Below are 21,530 nucleotides of genomic sequence, written 5' to 3'. Positions count from 1 at the left end.
TAGTTGCTAATATTTAGGTTTTGTTCGCAAGGTTTATGATCTGCAAAATTATGAATTTTCATTTTTAACCCGATCAAAAGAGTGCTTATATTTTTTTATTACGAATTGTTAATAATGTTGATGCAAAAAAAAGGCTGCCCAACATGGACAGCCTCTTTAATATCCTTTTTGACGGATTAAAATGTAAAACCAATTTCAAAAATCCATTGACTCATTGTTAAACCAATAGTTTGTTGACCAGGTGCTTCCATTGGATTTGGACCGATAACGGTATTCTCTAATGCACGAACAATAGCGAAATTCAATTCGTTTTTGCCCATTTTTTTAGAAAACCCTAAAGTGATATGGTCATCAATAACTCCGGGTGCCAAGATGTTAAACATTACTTCGCTTGCCTGCACAGGGTTGGTTCCGTGTGAATAACCTGTTCTTAAGGTCCAATCTTTACAAGTTGCATATTCAACACCAAATTTAATAATGGTCATATCTTGCCATCCAAAACCTGCACCGGTTTCTGATCCCATTGGGAAGTTTGGTCCGGTCGAACTCATCATGGTATTCGCAATAGATTTTACTTTACTGTAAAAAATTTGTTTAACATCAAACGCAAAAACTAATTTCTCAGGAATAAATTCATAAGCTATACCGGCTGTCCAGGTTGCAGGGACATCGAAATCACCTTTTTCGGCAAATAATCCTGCGTACTCATCAAATTGACCCATTGAAATTTTGGTCTGGTAAGTAGCTCCAAATGTTAATCCTTTTGTGATTTCACCATAAATACCAAGTTTTCCTCCTAATCCTAAAGCTGAGCTTGCGCCATTGTCGGTTAATTTGGTTCCATCCATTGAAAAACCTGCAAAAGCCTGAAGTCCTTTTGCTTCGAATGATTGCCATGCTGCTATTGCAGACAGACCAACACTCCAATTATCACTTAATTTGCGTGAGTAAGTGAATGCTCCAAACAATTGCATTAAATTAACACCTGTTGGTGAATTACCATGAAATGTTGCAGTTGGATAATCGGTGTTCATTCCACCGTTTCCGAACAAAGAAACATTGAAAGCACTTTTGTCATCAAGCATCCAGTTAGCTGATAATGCAGGCATCAGAAAAATATTTGATTCACTTTCTACTTTTCCGGGTGCTAACCCAAAAGTACCGGGATACATACTTGGATTACCAGTAATTTCGTACGATCGAATCGGGTTAAAAACAGCTAAACTTACTCCATATTTATTACCTAAAAATACTAAACCGGCAGGGTTGTTAGCTCCAAATAGTGAATTTTGGAAAAGTGCAATTCCTGCACCGGCCATACCATTGCTTTTTGTGCCAAAACCAACACCAAAGTATCCGTCGGTGGCAAATAAACTGCTACTTGCAAGTACTAATACCATAGTAGCAATTGTAAGTTTGCTCTTAAAATTTTGTTTTCGTTTCATAAATTTTTGATTTTATTGCTATTGAGTTTGATTCTATATCTACTAATCTTGCTATTAACATAAATAGATATACAAATATATATATAATTTGAAGTGCTCTAAATATTTAACTATTGATATATATCATATTTAGTGAATAGATAGAATAGGGAAGAATACCTATGGATAATTAATTGTAGTACAATATAATTTGGTCGGAAATATGAAAAACGAGGTAACTTACTATAATTAAATTATTTACTGGATGTTGAGTAAATCCAATGTTTTGTTATTGTTCAAGCGAAAGTAAATAAACAGCAAAGGATGCCAGCCAATGCTCACCTTCGTAACTTCCTGTAGCAATGTTATTCAACGCACTTGTTGCATGAATATTAACTGCTGTTTTTAATATTTCTCTTACAGGATCATCTTTGGATAAAGCATTTAAAATCCCCAACATACACCATGCCCTGCTTAAGTTTAATCCATCAAGGTGAACTCCTTTCGGATCACTACGGTCAGAAACAATTGCCGGTTGGGTTAAATTTGAATATTGATCATTGCTAAATCCGGGTAAAAATTGATGAAACCAGTTTGCAAATTCATCAGGGTTTAAAACCCTTCTCATCAAATCGGCCTCTATTAAAACAGGTGATAAAAAATCTTCTCCACCGGGTTCCCAAAGTGCCGGTCCATCCTTATCATTCTGAAAATATGTTTTACTTCTTTCAATTAAAAAATCTTCAAAGGAAACATCATTGATTTTTCGGGCATAATCTAATGCAAATGATATTCCAAAGGCGGTATTCGGGTGAACCCCGGTTCTGACCGGATAAGTTTGATTTGGAAGAAAATCTGTATAAGCCTTAATCATACGCTGAGTAAGCGGTTCTATATTTTCAAGCCAGTGTTTTCCATCTTTATCATTCCAGCCGTGCAATTCTTCCGAAAGTTTTAGTAACCATGCCCAACCATAAGTTCGCTCGAATGATTTACGCCCTTCCTGATTATAATATTCAACCTCTTTTAGAATGTTTTCCTTTTTTAAATTTGAATTTATAGCATTCCTAATTTCTTCAGCTTCAGGTAAATTTGGGAACAGTTTTAATAACCGAACCAACATCCAATGACCATGAACCGACGAATGCCAATCAAAGCATCCATAAAAAGCCGGATGCATTTCAGAAGGAGAGAGCACCTCCGTCGAATCATTCATCACATGCCCTGTTTTATTAGGATATTCCTTATGCACGCAATTTAATGCCAGGCGAGCAAAATCTGAAGCCACTTCTTGCGTGAGTTTAATGGATTTGCTAGTTTCATCTTGTGACGCTTTAATATTAATTGAACTAATTAACATAAAAACGAATAGCCCTGTAACTAATGGTTTTCTTGAAATTGATGCTTGCATAACAAATTATAAATTAAACAATTTAACTAAGTTTTCTTCCTGTTTTTTAATTAAGTCCTGAGCTTCTTCAAGGGTAATTTCTTTAAATTTTATTTTATCCCCGGCTTTCATTTGTCCCATGATAGGCAGGTCAACAGACACTACATTGGCAATTTTTGTATATCCTCCAACTGTTTGGTGATCGGCCATCATAATGATCGGTTCTCCGTGACCCGGAACTTGTATGCTGCCGTTCACTATTCCGGATGAAATAATATCAGCTCCGTTTTTATGCTTAATTGGAGGGCCCGATAAACGATAACCCATTCTGTCATTTTGATTGCTGATCGTATATTCAGAATTGAGAAAGGTATTCCAAGCTTCGTTTTCAAAACGATAAAATTCAGTGCCCTTCAAAACTCTGATTGTTTGAATACCCGGGTAGATAAATAAGAGCGGAGAAGGGATTTCTTTCATCAGTATTAACGAATTCTTACCAATTTCAATTAGATCCCCTGTTTCAATTTTCCGACCCTGAAAACCACCTACTTTAGCTCTGAGATAAGTGGACCTGCTTCCCATTACATCTGGAATTATTACCCCACCGGCTATTGACAAATAGGCTCTCATTCCTTTTTTTACGGCTCCCATTACCAAAATATCCCCTTTTGCAATAAAAATACTTGTATTCATTGGAACAGAACTTCCATTTACTTTTGATTGCATAATTGCACCACTAATCGCAATCGTTGTATCAGAATGGAATTCTATTTCCGGTCCAAGATAGGTTATTTCAAAACAGGCTTCATTTCTTTTATTCCCTACTAAATAGTTCGCCAATTGCAAGGAGTATGTATCCATGGCCCCTGATACAGGCATGCCAAATTTTTGATGGCCATATCTGCCCATATCCTGAATACTTGTCAGCATTCCGCCCGAGATAAATTTTATCTGCCCAGTCATTTGTCCTGTGCTATTTTAATTGATTCAAATTCAGTTTTACTTATTGGAACAAATTGCAGATGATCACCTGCTCTGCAAAGAAACACATCTTCTCTATCTGGATCAAAAAGATTGAGTGGCGTCCTGCCTATGAGTTGCCAACCACCAGGGCTTTCGATGGGATAAATTCCTGTTTGTTTATCAGCAATACCTACCGAACCTGCCGGAATATTTTGTCTAGGTATTTTTTTTCGCGGACAGGCAATCCGTTCATCCATTCCACCTAAATAACTAAATCCGGGTGTAAATCCAAGCATATAAACAAGGTACTTTGTGGAGGAATGAATTTGAATAATTTCTTTTTTTGACAATCCTGTGTGTTCAGATACCTCTTCAAGGTCACTGCCAAATTCTTCATCGTAACAAACCGGAATTTGGATTAATCGCTGTTCGATAGTTCCCGGTTTGCCTGGTTTTTCAATTTCCTCTTTAATTATTTGACTTAATCCATCATAAGAAACCTTCAAAGGATCATACAAAATAAGAAGGTCCGCATAAGCAGGTACCATTTCAATAATTCCTTTGATCTTTAATACATCCAGCATAAAATGAAGATCATGCACACGTGTGTTAATTTCTTCGGTGATCTCATTACCGAGTCGCACCAATATAGCAGAATCTCCGGAAGGAATAATCTTCAAGTTATTATTGGTCATTTTTTTATTGCCTGTATGATGATTCCATTTTTTTCAAGATGATTTTTTAATGACCTGGCCATGTCGATTGCTGCAGGATTGTCACCATGAATACATATAGTTTCTGCCTTAATTTTAATATCGCTGCCATCAATCCCTTTAACACTTCCTTCCTCGATCATTCTTAAAACCCTTTCGTTGCAAATATTGGTGTCGTGAATGACTGCTCCTGGAAGTGCACGCGATACCAAGGTTCCAGACTTGATGTATGCGCGGTCTGCAAAAACTTCGCTTGCAGTTTTTAGACCCAACTTTTTAGCCACTTCCAACATTTCAGAATTTGCCAGACCCATAAAAATAAGCTCAGGATCGATTAAGTAAACTGCTTCAACTATTGCAGTTGAAATAGATTTATTTACGGCAGCATCATTGTATAATGCCCCATGTGCTTTTACATGTTGTAATTTACCTCCCAATGCTTCTGTCATAGCTTTGAGCGCACCCACCTGATAAAGGACATAGGCTTTGATTTCTTTTGGGCTTAAATTCATTGATCGTCGTCCGAAACCCATCAGGTCGGGATAAGCGGGATGAGCCCCAATTGCAACCTTATTTTCGAGTGCCAATTTGATGGTATCTTCGATCACCACCGGGTCGCCGGCATGAAAACCACAGGCTATATTTGCAGATGTAATGTATTTCATTACTTCAGCATCATTTCCCATTTTGTAATTTCCGAAGCTTTCGCCTAAATCTGAGTTTATATCTACTTTCATTATATTAGATTTTTAGATTCTAGAATTAGATACAAGTGTCAAGTTTCATGTTTCAAGTATCAAGATTCAACCTGCCTGCGGCAGGCAGGGTATCAAGATCATTGAAAATTCTACATTTTAAATTTTACATTCAACATTGATCAATAATGAATAATCATTTATCAATAGTCATTTACAACGCTCCAAAAGCTAAAAGAATACTTTTACCTCCAAGTACAAGCATAATTAAAACAATAATTAATCCCAAAATATTTTGAAATATTTTATTTGAATGATTTCCCAGAATACGCTTGCTGTTCATTACTATTAATAAGTAAATCGCAATTACCGGAAGTAAAATTCCGTTGGTTACCTGTGCAAATACAATCGCTTTTATCGGACTAAATCCAATGGCTGAAAAAATAATTCCAATCGATAAAATTGATATCCAAACCGCTTTAAATTTCTTTGATTTCAAATCAGTTTTCCAACCTAAAATACCTGAAGTGGCATAAGCAGCTGCCAGAGGTGCCGTAATTGCAGAGGATATTCCTGCAGCAAATAATCCAACCGACATAAAGATTCCTGCCCAATCACCCAAGAATGGAGTTAATTGTGAAGCAAGGTCGGAAGCTCCCCTTATCTGTGCGTTTGTACCAAAAAATGCCACTGCCGAGGTTATCACTATTGACATTGAAATTAATCCTCCTAAAATTATAGATAAGGATAAGTCAATACGAGCTACTTTTAAGTCTTTCTCACCTTTCCATTTCTCTTGAACGGTTGATGCATGCAGAAATAAATTATAAGGAACAACCGTAGTGCCAATTAAGCCAATTAACATTAGGGTGCTTCCCGTTGGTAATTTAGGAATAAAAACCCCCTTAAATATTTGAGCTAAATCAGGTCCGATTACAATCATAGTGGCAATAAAGGACACGCTCATCAATAAAACAAGCGCAATTAAAGCTCGTTCCAAATGTTTATAACTACCTAAAAATAAAAGTAAGAATGCAGTTAAACCAATTATCGGTCCCCAGATTCTTAACACTCCACCATTAGCTAACGTAAATCCTGAAAATTTAGTGATTTCTTCCAATCCTAGTGATGCGCCCAATATATTTCCTGTTTCATAAGCAGCATTTCCAATGACGATGGCTGACAAAATGAGTACTGCTGATAATATTTTTGTGATTGGATTTTTGAACTGTTTTCTCAAAGCTTCACCAAGGCCAAGTCTGCCTACAATACCAAGTCTGGCTGACATTTCCTGTAGTATGATGGTCGCGATAACCGAGAATAGCAAACCCCATAAAAGTGCATACCCAAAACCGGCTCCTGCCAAAGTACAGGTCGTAATTGTTCCTGGTCCTATAAAGGCTGCAGTTACCAGAATTCCGGGCCCAATTGATTTTAATCTATTTCGTAGGCTCATCATTTTCAGATTAATTTTCATAAAAATAAGGATTTATGTTTCAAGATAGACGTGATGAATGGAATTGATTTTGAAAATTTACGAACCATCCTAAATGAAACGAGCCACGAGAATTACTTCTTGCTCTTTTTTTGTCATAGGTACAATTATAAGAATTGTTACCTAAATTGTGAAGAAATACACGACAGGCAGGCATCTGACAATTAAAAAACAAATTATAAACAGATGAAAAATTATCTTTGTGTAAGATCAATGTAATTAATAATGAGAAAACAAATAGTAAATTTACTTGGAATCCCTTACGATGATAAATCGTCTTTTAAAAAAGGAGCTGCAAAAGCTCCAAATGAAATAAGAACAGTTTTTTATGACGGATCCTCAAATTATATGACGGAAACAGGAATTGATATTTCGCTTGTATTGAAAGATTGTAGAGATATTCAAACAGCAGATTATCAAAAGATTTCGCTGCAAATAAGCAAGGCTATTGATTTAAAATTACCATCAGTGTTTCTTGGTGGAGATCATTCAATCACTTATCCAATTGTTCAGGCGTTAAATAAGGAACACAGTAAATTTGACATATTGCATTTTGATGCACATGCCGATATTTATGACGAATTGGATGGAGATCGCTTTTCACACGCTTGCCCTTTCGCACGTATTATGGAAGGTGGTCTAGCGAAGAGATTGGTTTCGGTTGGTATTCGAAATATGCCAACATATCTTCTGGATCAAGCCAAAAAATTTGGAATTGAAATTGTCATGATGAAAGATATCGCCAATATGAAAATTTTAAATTTTCAAAATCCTTTATATATATCAATAGATTTGGATGTTCTTGATCCGGCTTTTGCACCCGGAGTTTCGCATCATGAACCAGGTGGATTATCGACCCGAGAACTGATTAATTTACTGCATCAAATTAAAGCCCCGATAATTGGGGCTGATATTGTGGAACTGAATCCTGATCGTGACCCTTCGGGCATTACTGCCGCATTGGTAGCTAAATTGCTAAAGGAAGTAGTTGGATTGATTGTTTTGAATGCTAATTTTTGATTGATGAGTTTTGAATGTTTGGAATTAAATATCCGAACTTAACAATCTAACTATTGAATCAACTTATTCGAGCAATTTGTTCAGAATTCCATCATAATTAATGGTTTGACGATTATTACATGAGATTTTGAGATTCCCATAGCCTGAAGAAGAAATATTCATATAAATCCGATAGGTATCACTTGGTTCAATTATTTCAAACCTAATTTCATAATAACTTGTTTTTTTATTGAATACGATGCGGTAATTATATATTAAGTTTTCGAATTTTATTCCACCCTCATTACTTCCGTATTCAACTTTGTAAGCTTCCCCAAAGTAAGGTAAGTAGCTATAAGCAGAATCTCCGGTAATTTTGAAATCATAATCAGAGGTCAGTGTTATTGAGGGCCCGATTGCCGGATTGGCATTTCTAACCGTGAAAATAAAATCTTTCGACTCAATTACTTTTTTAACCGTAGATTCAATTTTTGCCTTCCTTGCTTCACGAATGTCCTTTCGATTATTGAACTCTTGCGCAAAAATGGAATATGGAATAATAAAAACAAACAGGAAAATTGATAAACGTTTCATGCCTTAAATAAACTAATGTTAGAATTAAAATGAAAATCCAAATCCAATATTGAAAATTAAACCACCGGTAATTATCGAAGGAACTTCTTCAATGTGAATTTCTGAAGGACTATTATTGAAATTAACTTGGATGTCAATCGTATTTGGGAGTGGTGTAAATGAGTATCCGATTTCAGGCCTGAAATAAATCAGGCCACCCCATTTTGCACCAAGTTTAATATTCAGTGTATTCATTCCTATTCCTGCTGTTGCAGAACCAAATTCACCTGAATTTTGATCAGATTCAACATTCTCATAAGTCAAATCAACATTCATGTTTGTATAACTAATTGCAACATAAGGTCCATGGCCTTCTCTCCTTAAATAATAATTGATACCCGCTTCGAAGTATGAATAGTTTAAACTAACATCCTGATCATTAAATGAATATGTTGAATAATCAATCATAAAAGCCAATCTTTGTTCAACAAGTGGTGTAACATATTCGATATTACCTGTAAGGATATTTGGAAATCCAACTTTAACTCCGATACGAAATGGTTTTTCTTGTGCGTTTAATTGAGCTGCAATTAGAAGCACTAGAACAACTAGGCTTATTGATCTAATTATATTACGTTTCATGACATTTGTTTTTTTATGATTAATGAAGTGTAGATAATTATATCCAAAGGTCGTTAATTAATGAGTATTTTACAAATAAAGGAATAAATGAAATTGTTTGATGTAAAAATGGAAAGGTAGTCTTGAAATTAATATTGCAAGACTACCTTTTAGCTTATTTGTTCAATCTAAGCTATTCGTACTTTAATGATTCAATCGGATTTCGGGTTGAAGCTTGATAGGCCTGATATGAAATGGTTAAAATGGCTATGATAAAAGAAATTAGACCTGCACCAATAAAAACCATCCAGTTTATTTCAACCCTATAAGTAAAATTATTCAACCACTTATCCATGATATACCAGGATAGTGGCACAGCTAATACAAAAGCGATTAAAATAAGTATAGCAATGTCTTTTGTAAATAGCATAAAAATGTTGAATAGGCTTGCTCCATTAACTTTTCTAATGCCTATTTCTTTAGTTCTTTTTTCAGCAGTAAATGTAGCCAGTCCAAATAACCCAAGCAAGGCTATGACAATTACAAGGAACATGAAGATGTTCATAATGATACCCATTCTATTTTCCTGGGTATACATATTGTTAAATTCATCATCAATAAATGTATATTCGAATGGCAGGTTGGGAAAAAAATTTTCCCAATTGGATTCTAAGATTGTTATCACTTCATTCACATTTTCCGATTCATAACGAATGGATAAGTAATTTCCTGTATTTGAAATAACCATTGCAATCGGTGTAACCTCATTCTTTAGTGATTTAAAATGGAAGTCTTTAATTACCCCTATGATGTTCATTCGTGCATCATCATTAACCTGACTTAAATAATGGGTCAATGGTTCAGTCATTCCCGTTTTTCGTAAAAATGCTTCATTCACAATTATTGCATCTTCATCTGTTGAAAAATCTCTTGAGAATGCCCGACCTTCAATAATCTCCATCTTAAAGGTTTTAATATAATCATAATCAACAAAAAAGATTGTAACCCTAGATCCTTGGTTTGGATCACTATCAATTTGTAACCACGTATTATAATCACCAGAAGGTGTAGGAAGGGATGTAGATAAAGTTCCACTTTTAATCTGAGGATATGTATACAGTTTATTTTTATATTCCTGAGCTCTTTCTTTAAGCTCATCTGTATTAGAGAGTCTAATGATCGATTCTCTGGAATATCCCATGGGCTTTGTTTGAATAAGCTTTAATTGCTGATTAATAAAAATGCAACAACTTATTAAAACGATGGTTGTAATAAACTGGATAACGACCAGCACATTTCTAAGCCGGCCTCGTCCTTTTCCAGAATACGTACCTCCTTTTAGAACAATAACCGGTTTAAATGAAGAAAGGTAAAACGAGGGATAGCTCCCCGCACTTATGCCGGTGATTATAATAATTGCGATGATTTTAAGTAAAGTTGGAATGTTAAAATAGCCAATTGATATTTCTTTTTGGGATAAGGTGTTGAAAGCAGGTAATACGAGTTCAACAACGATCATAGCCACAAAATATGAAATAATTACCAAAATAAAAGACTCAAGCATAAATTGGAAGATTATTTGCTTTTTATGAGCTCCTGATACTTTTCTAACACCAACTTCCTTTGATCTGCTATCCAGTCTGGCCGTAGTCATATTCACAAAGTTGATGCATGCAACAACCAAGATAAACAAAGCAACAAAGGAAAAAATATACACATAAGTAATGTCACTGTTTGACTCTAGCTCACCTATTAAATCTGACTTTAAATGGATATCCGTTAAAGCCTGTAAGTGCAGAGACGAAGATCGACCTTCCATAGCTTTTTCAAATGGAATACCAAACCTGCTCTCAACTGCAGGAGCAAAGTGTTTAAGAAAGAGTTCATTGATTTTCTCTTCCAGCCATTCAATATCCGAATCGGGATGCAGTAATAAATAGCTTCTAAAATTGTCGCTGACCCAATTTTCTTGCAAGCTTGAATTCAAAGAATTCATTGAAATAATAATGTTAAAATGAAAGTGTGTATTAAAAGGAATATCCTCATAAACACCGGATACCATATAGCTTGTTTCATTTATTATCAGTGTTTTACCAATGGGATTTTCATCCGGAAAAAATTTTAGGGCTGTTTTTTCGCTTAATGCCACATATTGGGTTTGATTCAATACGGTATTTGGATCACCGTAAATTAATGGTAAATCAAAAAAATTGAAAAATGTTGAATCGGCATAAACAATTCTGTTTACCCTGAATGATAAATCACCTGCTCTTACCAACTCTGATCCCCAAGGACGCAATCGACATGTTTTTATAATGTCTGGGTATTCCGATTTAAGATTTTCTGCCAGCGGTGCAACAGTCGTTGTTACATTTACAGCTTGTCCATTAAAATCGTTCATTCCAATAATTCGATAGATCTGCTGATAATCTTTGAAATGCTTGTCAAAACTCAGTTCATCTTGAACCCAAAGAAGAATTAGTATGGTGGTAGACAATCCAAGTGCCAGACCCAGAATATTTAATATTGAAAATAGTTTATTTCTAAAAATACTTCTAAATGTTGTTTTCAAATAATTTACGATCATGACTTAATGATTTTATTTATTCGTATTTCAATGATTCAATCGGATTTCTGGTTGATGCATGATAAGCCTGATATGAAATAGTTATGACAGCAATCAGGAAGGAGATTAATCCTGCTCCTAAAAAGACAAGCCAGTTGATGTCGACACGATAGGAGAAATTATTTAACCATTTATCTATAATATACCATGTCAAAGGAACTGCAAGCACAAAAGCTATTAATATTAATTTTACAATATCTTTAGTGAATAGCATAAAAATGTTAAAAAGGCTTGCCCCATTTACTTTTCGAATACCAATTTCTTTAGTTCTTTTTTCAGCAATAAAGGCAGCCAAACCAAATAACCCTAAAGAAGCAATAATGATGGCTAGTATTGTAAAATTCCTCATGATCTTACCCATTTGTTGTTCTTGAAAATACATATCATTAAACCGATTACTTATGAAAGAATACTCAAAAGGATAATTGGGCGCAAATTCTTTCCATTTCTTTTCTAATAATTCAATGACATCTTGTGTGTTTTCTGCTTCATATCTCATTGTTAGGTAAAATCCATTATTTCCAGCACCCATTAAACTTCCTAATGTCATTAACATCGGAGAAATATTCGTTTTCAATGATTCAAAATGAAAATCTTCAATGACTCCAACAATTTTGTAATTGGCTTTTCCCCCATGATCGTTAAGGACAAGTTGCACGAAATGTCCCTCAGCAGTTTCCCAGCCAAATTGTTTCATTGCAGCTTGATTGACCAAAACGGCTAAAGAATCAGTTCCATAATCTTTCGAAAGATTTCTTCCTTCCACAATATTCATTTTTAATGTTTCAATATAATCAACATCAACGGTCCATTGATACATACTAACTAATTTATTTTGATCGCCATCCGGAAAAGCAGCTGAATTATTCGAACTAGAAGGAACCGGTAAATAGGATGAAATTGTCCCACTAATGATTTCTGGATGGTTTAATAATTCTTGTTTCAAATTAATGGCATTATTATCTAGAATATCCATATTGTGAAGACAAATTAATTGTTCTTTATCAAAACCAATTTTTTTGCTTTGGATATAGCTTAATTGATTGTAAACAAAAATGCTGCTACTTATTAATAAAATGGTGGTGAAAAATTGTATAACTACCAATATATTTCTCAATTTCCCACTCGATTTTGCTGCTTTAAAAGTTCCCTTTAATGTTTCAATAGGTTGAAAAGAAGATAAGTAGAAGGAAGGATAACTTCCTGCCAGTAAACTGGCAGATAGGATAATTCCAATAAGGATTAGCATTGTTTGGGGTTCAAAATAATTTATGTTAATATTTTTACCTGATAAGGTATTGAAGCTTGGTAAATAAAGTTCAACCAATATCATCGCTAAAAAATAGGCTAGTATTGTTATCACAAATGATTCTAATAAATATTGAAATACGATTTGTCCTCTAACGGCACCAGCAACTTTCCTAATCCCAACTTCTTTACTCCGTCCTTCGGAACGAGCAGTAGCCATATTCATGAAATTAATACACGCAATGATTAAAATGAAAAGGGCTATGAATGAAAATATATATACATTGTTGATGTCATTATTGTTTTCAAGTTCAGCCATTAAGTCTGATTTTAAATGTATGTCTGTCAATTTTTGTAATCCAAAAGCTGCCGATCCACCACTCATGAATTCTTCTAAGGTTTTTCCGATAAATCTTTCCAGATCAGGACCCAAATATTTTGCAATCATTTCTTGCATTTGCGATTCTAACTTCGTAATATCAGTGGTTGGATGAACTTGAATATAGGTGTGATAATTATTGCTTAGCCACACTTGACTAAAACTATCTTCAAGGCTTGGCATGGATAATAAAATATCAAAGTTAAAGTGTGTATTGTCAGGAATATTTTCATAAATTCCTGAAATCATGTATGATTGTTCGCCTACTTTAATGGATTCTCCAACCGCATGTTTATCTCCAAAAAGTCGTTTAGCCGTTTCTTTGCTTAGCATTATAAAATTTGGTTGATTTAATAGATTTTTGGGATCGCCTTCTAATATGGGGATATTAAATAGATCAAAAAAAGTTGAGTCGGCATAGGTGACATCTTCAATTTTAAATTTTTGTTCACCTACTGCTAATATTCTTGATCCGAGTTGTCTAAATCGGCATGCATTTAGTACTTCGGGGTAGTCGTTAATCATGCTTGCAGCCATAGGAGCACATGCAGTGCAAAGATTCATACGAACTCCGTTTAAATTATAATCACCTGTTACCCTATAAATATCGTTTGCATTTTTATTATACCTATCATAACTCAATTCATCCTGAACCCAAAATAAAATTAGGATGGCGGTAGCTAAACCTAACGAAAGGCCCAAAATATTAAGAAAAGTAAAAAGCTTATTTCTTCCTATATTTCGTATTGCGGTTTTGAAATAATTTCTGATCATGTTTGATTATTTTGGTATTGATATATGTCTTTTCAAATGATGTGCCATTAAATGTATATTGCTGATAAAGAGCCTAAATGCGTTCCTGGAAATATGAAATCGACATTGGAGTGTAAAAATATTTTACAGGTGTTCGTCAAAAATATTTACATTTGAGATAAAAAAAAATCTTAAAGTCGACTACCTCGAGGCTGGCCAGGTATACTTGCCTGACCTGCCAGTCCGGCAGGCTGGCGGTCAAGCAAGTTTCGCCGATTTTATTTTAGCTTAGGGTTGGAAAACGATTTTTTCTTATTTTACCCCTCTGTCAGTCTTTCGACTGACATCTCCCCTTTTAAGGGGAGAATATGAGGAACCCCCGAAGCAGAGCTTCGGGGAATTATTTGGTTAAATACCTGCTATGATGAATGAAGGAGTAATTTTAATCGTGGATGATAATAAAGATGTTCTGAGTGCCCTGGAGGTTTTATTAGATGATGAATTTAAGGAACTGATTACAATTAGCAATCCGAATCAGATCCCAAATATGATTCAAACGAAATTTCCGGATGTTGTTTTATTGGATATGAATTTTACTTCAACTGTAAATACTGGAAATGAAGGAATTTTTTGGTTAAAAAAAATTAAAGAAATTGATCCAATAATAGAGGTTTTGATGTTTACGGCTTTTGGTGATGTGCATGTAGCCGTTAATGCAATGAAGGAAGGCGCAACCGATTTTGTGCTTAAACCATGGGATAATGATAAATTAACGGCTACTTTAAAATCAGCTGTAAAATTAAGCAGATCGCAAAAAGAATCGGCAAAGCTAAAAGTTCAGAAAAACTATCTTGTTGAAGAGATTAATCGTAATCAAATTCCAATTATCGGAAAATCTGTCACGTTTAGAAAAATAATGGAAGTTATTGCAAAGGTTGCTCCAACCGATGCCAGTGTTTTAATTACAGGTGAAAACGGCAGTGGGAAAAGTTTACTTGCTCGTGAAATCCATTTGCATTCAAATAGAAGTAAGGAAGCGTTTGTTACAGTTGATCTGGGTTCATTAAGTGAAAGCCTATTTGAAAGTGAATTATTTGGTTATAAAAAAGGTGCTTTTACAGATGCAAAAAGCGACAAAGCGGGAAGAATGAGTACAGCCAATGGCGGTACATTGTTCTTGGATGAAATCGGGAATTTATCGATGGCCATGCAGGTGAAGCTTTTAAATGCATTGCAGGAGAAGAAAATCACACCTTTAGGATCAAATATGGCCGAACATTTGGATATTCGCCTTATTACGGCGACAAATCGTCCCCTTCAAAAGTTGATCATCAACAAAGAATTTCGCGAGGATTTGCTTTATCGGATCAATACCATCACCCTCGAAATGCCTTCATTAAGGGATCGATTAGAAGATATTGAGTTTTTGGCGCAAATTTTTTTGGAACGCTTTTCCAAGAAATACAAAAGAGAGGGTATGAAAATGACATCAGCATTTATTCAGTCATTGCAAAAACATTCCTGGCCGGGGAATATCAGGGAATTAGAACATTTAATTGAAAAATGCGTTATCCTAAATAAAAATGAAATATTGGATGCGGATGCAATGAACACTGAAGGAAATCAAAGCATTCAATCACTTACCGGGAGTCTAGAGGAAATTGAGAAGCAGGCCATTTTAAGTGCGGTTAAAAAGCATCAGGGAAATATGATCAGGGCAGCACGGGAACTCAGCATTACAAGGCAAACCATTTACAATAAGATGAAAAAATATGGTTTATAGAAAGTTTTATATTCAGGTTGTAATAAGAATTTTGCTCATGTTTTTAAGTGGATTTATCTTCTTGCAGTTGTTGAATAAATCCAATTTATTGTATGTTCAGTTATTCTTTGTTTTTTTGACTGTTATCCAGATATACTTGTTGATCGATTATCTGAATAAAATTAACAGAAAATTAGCCATGTTTTTCGAATCGGTTAGAACAGAAGATATTAATGTAATTTACAGAAATACTGGTCCTAAGGGAGATTTTGACGAACTAAATTTTCAGCTTGATCTGTTATCAATGCATTTTAAGGATGTAGTAAAAAAACGGGAGGAGCAAGATCTGTATTTCAAAGCTGTAATAGAACATGTTGGAGTAGGCGTATTTGCTTTCGATTCGAGAAGATTGATCAGGTTTATAAATTCCGAAGCCCTAAAGATTTTTGGATTATCGCGACTTAAGAATTTATTTGCGCTGGACTTTACGCATAAAAATTTAAGCGAATTCTTTCTTAAGCTCATTCCCGGACAACAGCAATTATTAGAGCTAAAAAATGGCAACGAAATGCTTCAACTCGCTGCTAAGGTTACCATGTACAAAATTGCCGGTGAGGAATTGAATCTCGTTTCTCTTCAGAATATTAAACCTGAATTGGATTTGAAAGAAACAGAAACCTGGCAAAAAATGATTCGCATCCTTACTCATGAAATAATGAATTCGGTATCTCCAATCACTTCTTTGGCCGATTCACTTTCTGCTTTGGTCAAAAAAAATCAAGAACCCGATGAGAAAATGAGGGCCAAGCTTGATAAAGGTCTGACTACCATTAAAAATAGAGGTGAGGGAATGATGGAATTTGTAAGAAAATACAGGAACTTAACCATACTTCCCTTACCCCAAATGGTAGAAATTTCATTATTTGATTTAATGAATGAATTGGTAATTTTATTCGAAGAGGCATTTGAAAAGGACAAAATCATCTTTGAATGGGAAGTTGAGCCAAATGACTTGAAAATAAATGCAGATAGAGAACAGATAGAGCAGGTGCTAATTAATTTAATAAAAAACTCAATTTGGGCTGTTATGCAGGTTGAGACCAAACAAATATCCGTGAAGGCATTTCATGCAGCCAACAAAAGGGTACAAATTGAAATTAAGGATTCGGGGACGGGTTTAAGCGACGACTTGCTAGACAAAATTTTCATTCCCTTTTTTACAACCAGATCTGATGGCTCAGGAATTGGTTTAAGCTTGTCGAGGCAGATTATGCTCATGCATGGAGGCAGCATTTCTGCCCATTCTTATAATGGCAATGGTGCCATGTTCGTACTCATATTTGGAAATTCTCACAATTAATCTCAGTTTCATTGCTGGAATATATCATGTTTTTGATATCAGGCTTTCTGGAAAAAAATAACTACTTTTGAACTTCAAAATGTAAAAAAATATTCTAACAAATCTAAGTCTAACTTTTAAAATTATAATGATGAAAATTTTCAATTCCTCACTTTTAATGATATTACTTATATCAATATTCGCATGTAATTCAAATTCTTCAAATGCTGATTCGGTTGAAGCGGTCGATGGTCAGCATAAAGCCAGTGTAAAAGAAGTTCTTCAAGCCAATGCTTATACTTATTTATTGGTTGAAGAGAGTTCTGATAAGTTTTGGATTGCCTGTACCAAGCATGATTTTTCGGTAGGACAAACTGTATATTTCACGGAAGGTTTAGCAATGGAAGACTTTGAGAGCAAAGATTTAAACAAAACATTCGATCTTGTTTATTTTATCAATCAAATTTCGTTTGAACCCATTCCTGTAACTCAACCCGACATGACTGCCCCTCACGGTATGGTCAAAGAGGCTGTGAAAAAAGCTGTTCAGGTTGAAAAAGCTGAGGATGGCATTACCTTAGGTGATTTATTTGCAAACCCTGAAAGTTTTAAAGGAAAAGAAGTTATTATTAGAGGAGAAGTTGTAAAATACAATGAAGCCATTATGGGCAAAAATTGGGTTCATATTCAAGATGGCACTGGCAATGAGAACGCTTTTGATCTGACCATTACTACTGCTGCTGAAGTTAAAGTTGGTGATGTTGTTACCTTTAAAGGAACCATAAACCTGAATAAAGATTTTGGTGCAGGTTATGTTTATGAAGTAATCATGGAAGAAGCTGAATTACAAAACAGCATTTAGTTTTAGATTCAACCTATTTTACCTGATGTATTTTTTTTAGTTATTGGTTATTGACTTTTATACAAGCTAACAACAAACAACCAATAACCTAAAAGCCAACAGCTAAAAGCTAATAGCTGATCGAAATTATTTTTTCTTTACTTCTTCATTAAAGTCTTCGATCAATCCTTCGGTAAGCCAATTAGCTAGGGCCTGACGATTATCTGCTATTAGAAACCGTTTTTGATTTTGTTGATGATTCATATTTCCAAGTTCGATGAATGTGGCAGTAGGGTAGGTGTTTTGAAGTACAAATAGATTACGTGGTGACACTGTACCGTCATAACCTCTGCCGGGCTGGTGCGTGTTATATTTTTGTTTTAGCTTATTCAGCAAAATTTCCGACATTTTTTTACCACTATTACTCCGTTTGTCGTAATAAAAATAAACATCCAAATCTTCATTTTTACTTCTTGCATCCATATGGATAATAATTACCCGTTGAAATTTTTCTTTGTCAGCCAAGTATAATTTGTTTACTGCATTGGTTCTTTGTCGCAACCTGAGCAATTGGTTATGAGGGATTTTCTTGTCAGGGTAACACAATTCATCGTGGTCACATTTTAAAAAGCGTTCATCCCTGATACCATCGTTTATATCCCTGATAATCATATAAACAGTGGCCCCACGTTGGATTAAGGCCCTGCCAAGCCTTAACGCAATATCATAATTATACTCATCTTCACAAACCTGTTTATTTTCAATAATTGATACCGCTCCTGGATCGGGACCACCATGTCCGCTGATCAAATAATAAGTGGCTCCTTTTAATTGCTGATCGATAATATCAACGGTTTCATATTTTTTACCGAAGATGGCAAAGTTGCTGGTAGTTGGTATCCCCGGCAAAAAATATTTTCTCCCAATAATTAATTCATTATTTTTATTCAGATGAGCCTTATTGATCTTTATAAATTCATTCATATATACTGCAGGATCTAGGCCATTCCTGCGAAGTAACGATAAGATCCCTTCTCCTTTCTCAGCAGTGGTAGAATTATAATTGTTTTGTGAAATTCCGGCGATCGAACTTCCCAAAAGAAGGAATAAAATAGTTATAAATACTTTCATGTTGTTTATTAAGGTTCATTGTGAAAAATCAAAAAATCTTAGGATATTTTATAGGATTGTATTCGTGCATCATGTTATAAACCGCGTCAAAAACATCTTCAGCATTTGGATTCGAAAAATAATCCCCATCCGTACTATAAGCTGCCCGATGATCTTTGGCAGTTAAGGTTTTTGGTTCTGCATCCAAATGATAAAAACCTTTTTGCCCTTCCAAAACCATCTGCATCATGTATGCAGTTGCACCACCCGGTACGTCTTCATCAAAGAATAAAATTTTATTTGTTTTGTGAAGCGACTGATTGATGATTTGATCCGTATCGAAAGGTAATAATGATTGAACGTCAATCAATTCAACCTCAATATCAAATTCTTTAAGTTGATTTACTGCATCCTGAGCGATTCTTACACATGAACCATAAGTTACCAGTGTCAAATCCTTTCCGTTAACCAAAATTTCTGCCTTTCCCGGAATGACCCTAAATTCTCCAATATTTGATGGAACTTTTTCTCTGATTCGATATCCGTTAAGTGGTTCGATGATAAGTGCAGGATCATCGGATACCATCATTGTATTATAGAAGCCCGCAGCCTGAGTCATATCGCGTGGAACCAATACATGCATGCCACGAACAGAATTGATAACCATGCTTAAAGGTGATCCCGAATGCCAGATGCCTTCGAGCCGATGTCCTCTCGTACGAATAATCAATGGTGCTTTTTGAGTGCCACGACTGCGGTAACTCAATGTAGCTAAATCATCACTAAGTAATTGTAAACCATATAATAAATAATCGAAATACTGGATTTCTGCAATGGGTCGTAAGCCTCTCATTGCCATCCCAATACCCTGACCAATAATCGTTGCTTCCCTGATTCCGGTATCAGCAATTCTCAACTCTCCGTATTTCTTTTGTAAGCCTTCAAGTGCCTGATTTACTCCTCCAATTTTTCCAACATCCTCTCCGAAAATTAAGGATTCAGGATATTTATTAAAAATATAATCGAAATTTTTTAATAAAATTTCACGGCCCGGAATTGATTCCGGATTTTCATTATAGATGGCTTTAACTTCTTTAACTTTAAGTGTTGATTGATCCGATTCACTGTATAAATGCGAACTATATCTATCCTTACTTAATGCCATCTCTTTATTCAACCAATTGGTAACGTTTGTTTTTAGTGAGTTTTGAGGATTACTGCACGAGTTACAAATGAGCCTGAGTATCTTTTTCCCTGAAGACATCAAATCTTTATAAATGGGTTCTCCCACTTTTGAAAGTTCTGTTTTGATCAGCTCAATTTTAGCTGTTTTAGCACAGTTACAAGTAGTTACATCCACCATTTTCAGGAATTCCTGTTGTTTCTTTTTAATGGGTTTTTGGTAGTTGTTCCAGGCATTTTTTCTGGCCTCTTTAGCTCTTTTAATAGCTTCTGTTTCAATATGCGCCAATTCTTCCTCAGTTGCAATGCCTGATCCAAGCAACCAGTTTCTCATCACCGCAATCCCGTCTCTTTCTTTTTCAATCTGAAGTTGTTCTTCGGTTTTATAGCGTTCATGCGAACCGGAAGTAGAATGCCCTTGAGGTTGAGTAGCCTCTGTAATATGAAAAATTACCGGAATGTGGTTTTTACGGCATTGTTGAATTCCTTCCCGATAAGTTTGAATTAAATTAGGATAATCCCATGCTTTGGCTTTATAAATCAGAAAACCATCCGCTACTTTGGTTTTTTCAAAACCTTTTAATATTTCGGATATATTTCCTTTTGTGGTTTGAAATTTTATCGGAACCGAAATCCCCCAACCATCATCCCAAATAGAAACAGCTAAGGGTACCTGTAAAACACCTGAAGCATTGATTGTTTCAAAAAACTGACCTTCCGAGGTACTTGCATCTCCGATGGTTGCAAAAGCAACCTCATTCCCTTTTATTGAAAACTGCTGATTATTTTTGAGTTCAGGATTATTTCGATACATCTTTGAAGCCTGCGCTAAGCCAAGCGCTCTGGGCATTTGGCTGGCAGTAGGGGAGGTGTCGGTCGCTGAGTTTTTTTGTTCAGAAAGATTCAGCCAGTTTCCATTTTTGTCAAGGGTTGGTCTTGAAAAATGATTGTTCATCAAGCGACCTCCGGTTCCGGGGTTGAATTCCTGATCGGTATCACCATAAAGCTGAGCAAAAAATTCCTCCAAACACATCATCCCGGAAGCAAACATAAAGGTTTGATCACGATAGTAACCTGAGCGCCAGTCACCATTCTGAAATACCTTAGCCATTGCCAATTGCGGAATTTCCTTCCCATCGCCAAAAATCCCAAACTTCGCTTTTCCTGTTAATACTTCCCTACGACCCAAGATACTCACCTGTCTGCTCTCGTTGGCAATACGAAAATCATTCAGGATTTCATCCTTATTTAAGTATTTCAATATTTTATTCCTATCAAGAATTTTCGTCATTGGTTTTAATTCTTTCAATTATCGGCAAAGCTAATTAAAATGATTATAAATAAAAAATTCACAATTTGGGCTATTTATTAACAAATATTGACATAATTGTGTGATATAGATTATATTCGATATAAG

Annotated in this window: 16 protein-coding genes; 4 read left to right on the top strand and 12 right to left on the bottom strand. The window is 35.2% G+C overall.

Annotated features, from left to right (window positions below; all coding sequences use genetic code 11):
• Positions 1-176 precede the first annotated feature (176 nt).
• The 6 genes from KKG99_04055 to KKG99_04030 form a co-directional block, all read right to left on the bottom strand.
• Positions 177-1,445 carry an outer membrane protein transport protein gene (locus tag KKG99_04055; GenBank protein ID MBU1012153.1) on the bottom strand — a complete coding sequence of 423 codons (1,269 nt, stop codon included), beginning with the start codon at positions 1,443-1,445 and terminating at the stop codon, positions 177-179.
• Between the two features lie 268 nt (positions 1,446-1,713).
• Positions 1,714-2,835, bottom strand: a complete 1,122-nt coding sequence (locus KKG99_04050) for a DUF2891 domain-containing protein (GenBank protein MBU1012152.1) — start codon at positions 2,833-2,835, stop codon at positions 1,714-1,716.
• A gap of 6 nt (positions 2,836-2,841) precedes the next feature.
• Positions 2,842-3,777 carry a biotin-dependent carboxyltransferase family protein gene (locus tag KKG99_04045; GenBank protein MBU1012151.1) on the bottom strand — a complete coding sequence of 312 codons (936 nt, stop codon included), beginning with the start codon at positions 3,775-3,777 and terminating at the stop codon, positions 2,842-2,844.
• Positions 3,774-4,472, bottom strand: a complete 699-nt coding sequence (gene pxpB / locus KKG99_04040) for a 5-oxoprolinase subunit PxpB (GenBank protein ID MBU1012150.1) — start codon at positions 4,470-4,472, stop codon at positions 3,774-3,776. The genes KKG99_04045 and pxpB overlap by 4 nt, the downstream gene beginning before the upstream one ends.
• Positions 4,469-5,230: a LamB/YcsF family protein gene (locus KKG99_04035; protein MBU1012149.1), complete on the bottom strand. Its 762-nt coding sequence runs from the start codon at positions 5,228-5,230 to the stop codon at positions 4,469-4,471. Before KKG99_04035 ends, pxpB begins: the two co-directional genes overlap by 4 nt.
• Before the next feature lie 169 nt (positions 5,231-5,399).
• Complete coding sequence (locus KKG99_04030; GenBank protein ID MBU1012148.1) at positions 5,400-6,641, bottom strand: Nramp family divalent metal transporter; 1,242 nt, start codon at positions 6,639-6,641, stop codon at positions 5,400-5,402.
• A gap of 264 nt (positions 6,642-6,905) precedes the next feature.
• Between KKG99_04030 and speB the strand changes: the two genes are divergently transcribed.
• Complete coding sequence (gene speB, locus KKG99_04025) at positions 6,906-7,700, top strand: agmatinase (GenBank protein MBU1012147.1); 795 nt, start codon at positions 6,906-6,908, stop codon at positions 7,698-7,700.
• Positions 7,701-7,763: 63 nt separating this feature from the next.
• Here the strand turns inward: speB and KKG99_04020 are convergent, their stop codons facing one another.
• The 4 genes from KKG99_04020 to KKG99_04005 form a co-directional block, all read right to left on the bottom strand.
• Entirely contained in the window at positions 7,764-8,273 is a 510-nt protein-coding gene (locus KKG99_04020) for a DUF4251 domain-containing protein (GenBank protein ID MBU1012146.1), read from the bottom strand.
• A gap of 24 nt (positions 8,274-8,297) precedes the next feature.
• Positions 8,298-8,894, bottom strand: a complete 597-nt coding sequence (locus KKG99_04015; protein MBU1012145.1) for a hypothetical protein — start codon at positions 8,892-8,894, stop codon at positions 8,298-8,300.
• A gap of 172 nt (positions 8,895-9,066) precedes the next feature.
• Positions 9,067-11,460 carry an ABC transporter permease gene (locus KKG99_04010; GenBank protein ID MBU1012144.1) on the bottom strand — a complete coding sequence of 798 codons (2,394 nt, stop codon included), beginning with the start codon at positions 11,458-11,460 and terminating at the stop codon, positions 9,067-9,069.
• A gap of 16 nt (positions 11,461-11,476) precedes the next feature.
• On the bottom strand, positions 11,477-13,900 hold the full coding sequence (locus KKG99_04005) for an ABC transporter permease (protein MBU1012143.1): 2,424 nt from the start codon (positions 13,898-13,900) through the stop codon (positions 11,477-11,479).
• A 403-nt stretch (positions 13,901-14,303) separates the two neighbouring features.
• Between KKG99_04005 and KKG99_04000 the strand changes: the two genes are divergently transcribed.
• The 3 genes from KKG99_04000 (at position 14,304) to KKG99_03990 (ending at position 17,842) form a co-directional block, all read left to right on the top strand.
• Complete coding sequence (locus KKG99_04000; GenBank protein MBU1012142.1) at positions 14,304-15,662, top strand: sigma-54 dependent transcriptional regulator; 1,359 nt, start codon at positions 14,304-14,306, stop codon at positions 15,660-15,662.
• On the top strand, positions 15,652-17,001 hold the full coding sequence (locus KKG99_03995; protein MBU1012141.1) for a PAS domain-containing protein: 1,350 nt from the start codon (positions 15,652-15,654) through the stop codon (positions 16,999-17,001). Before KKG99_04000 ends, KKG99_03995 begins: the two co-directional genes overlap by 11 nt.
• 127 nt (positions 17,002-17,128) lie before the next feature.
• A complete protein-coding gene (locus KKG99_03990) occupies positions 17,129-17,842 on the top strand; it encodes a hypothetical protein (GenBank protein MBU1012140.1) in 714 nt (237 codons plus the stop codon).
• A gap of 126 nt (positions 17,843-17,968) precedes the next feature.
• On the opposite strand, the gene KKG99_03985 is transcribed toward KKG99_03990, so the two are convergent.
• Together KKG99_03985 and KKG99_03980 are read right to left on the bottom strand one after the other, a co-directional pair.
• Positions 17,969-18,952, bottom strand: coding sequence for an N-acetylmuramoyl-L-alanine amidase (locus KKG99_03985; protein ID MBU1012139.1), 984 nt, complete (start codon positions 18,950-18,952; stop codon positions 17,969-17,971).
• A 28-nt stretch (positions 18,953-18,980) separates the two neighbouring features.
• Complete coding sequence (locus tag KKG99_03980; protein ID MBU1012138.1) at positions 18,981-21,404, bottom strand: transketolase; 2,424 nt, start codon at positions 21,402-21,404, stop codon at positions 18,981-18,983.
• Positions 21,405-21,530: the final 126 nt, after the last annotated feature.

The sequence above is a fragment of the Bacteroidota bacterium genome (assembly GCA_018816945.1).
Taxonomy (GTDB): Bacteria; Bacteroidota; Bacteroidia; order Bacteroidales.
This window is presented reverse-complemented; position numbering and strand designations above follow the sequence as displayed.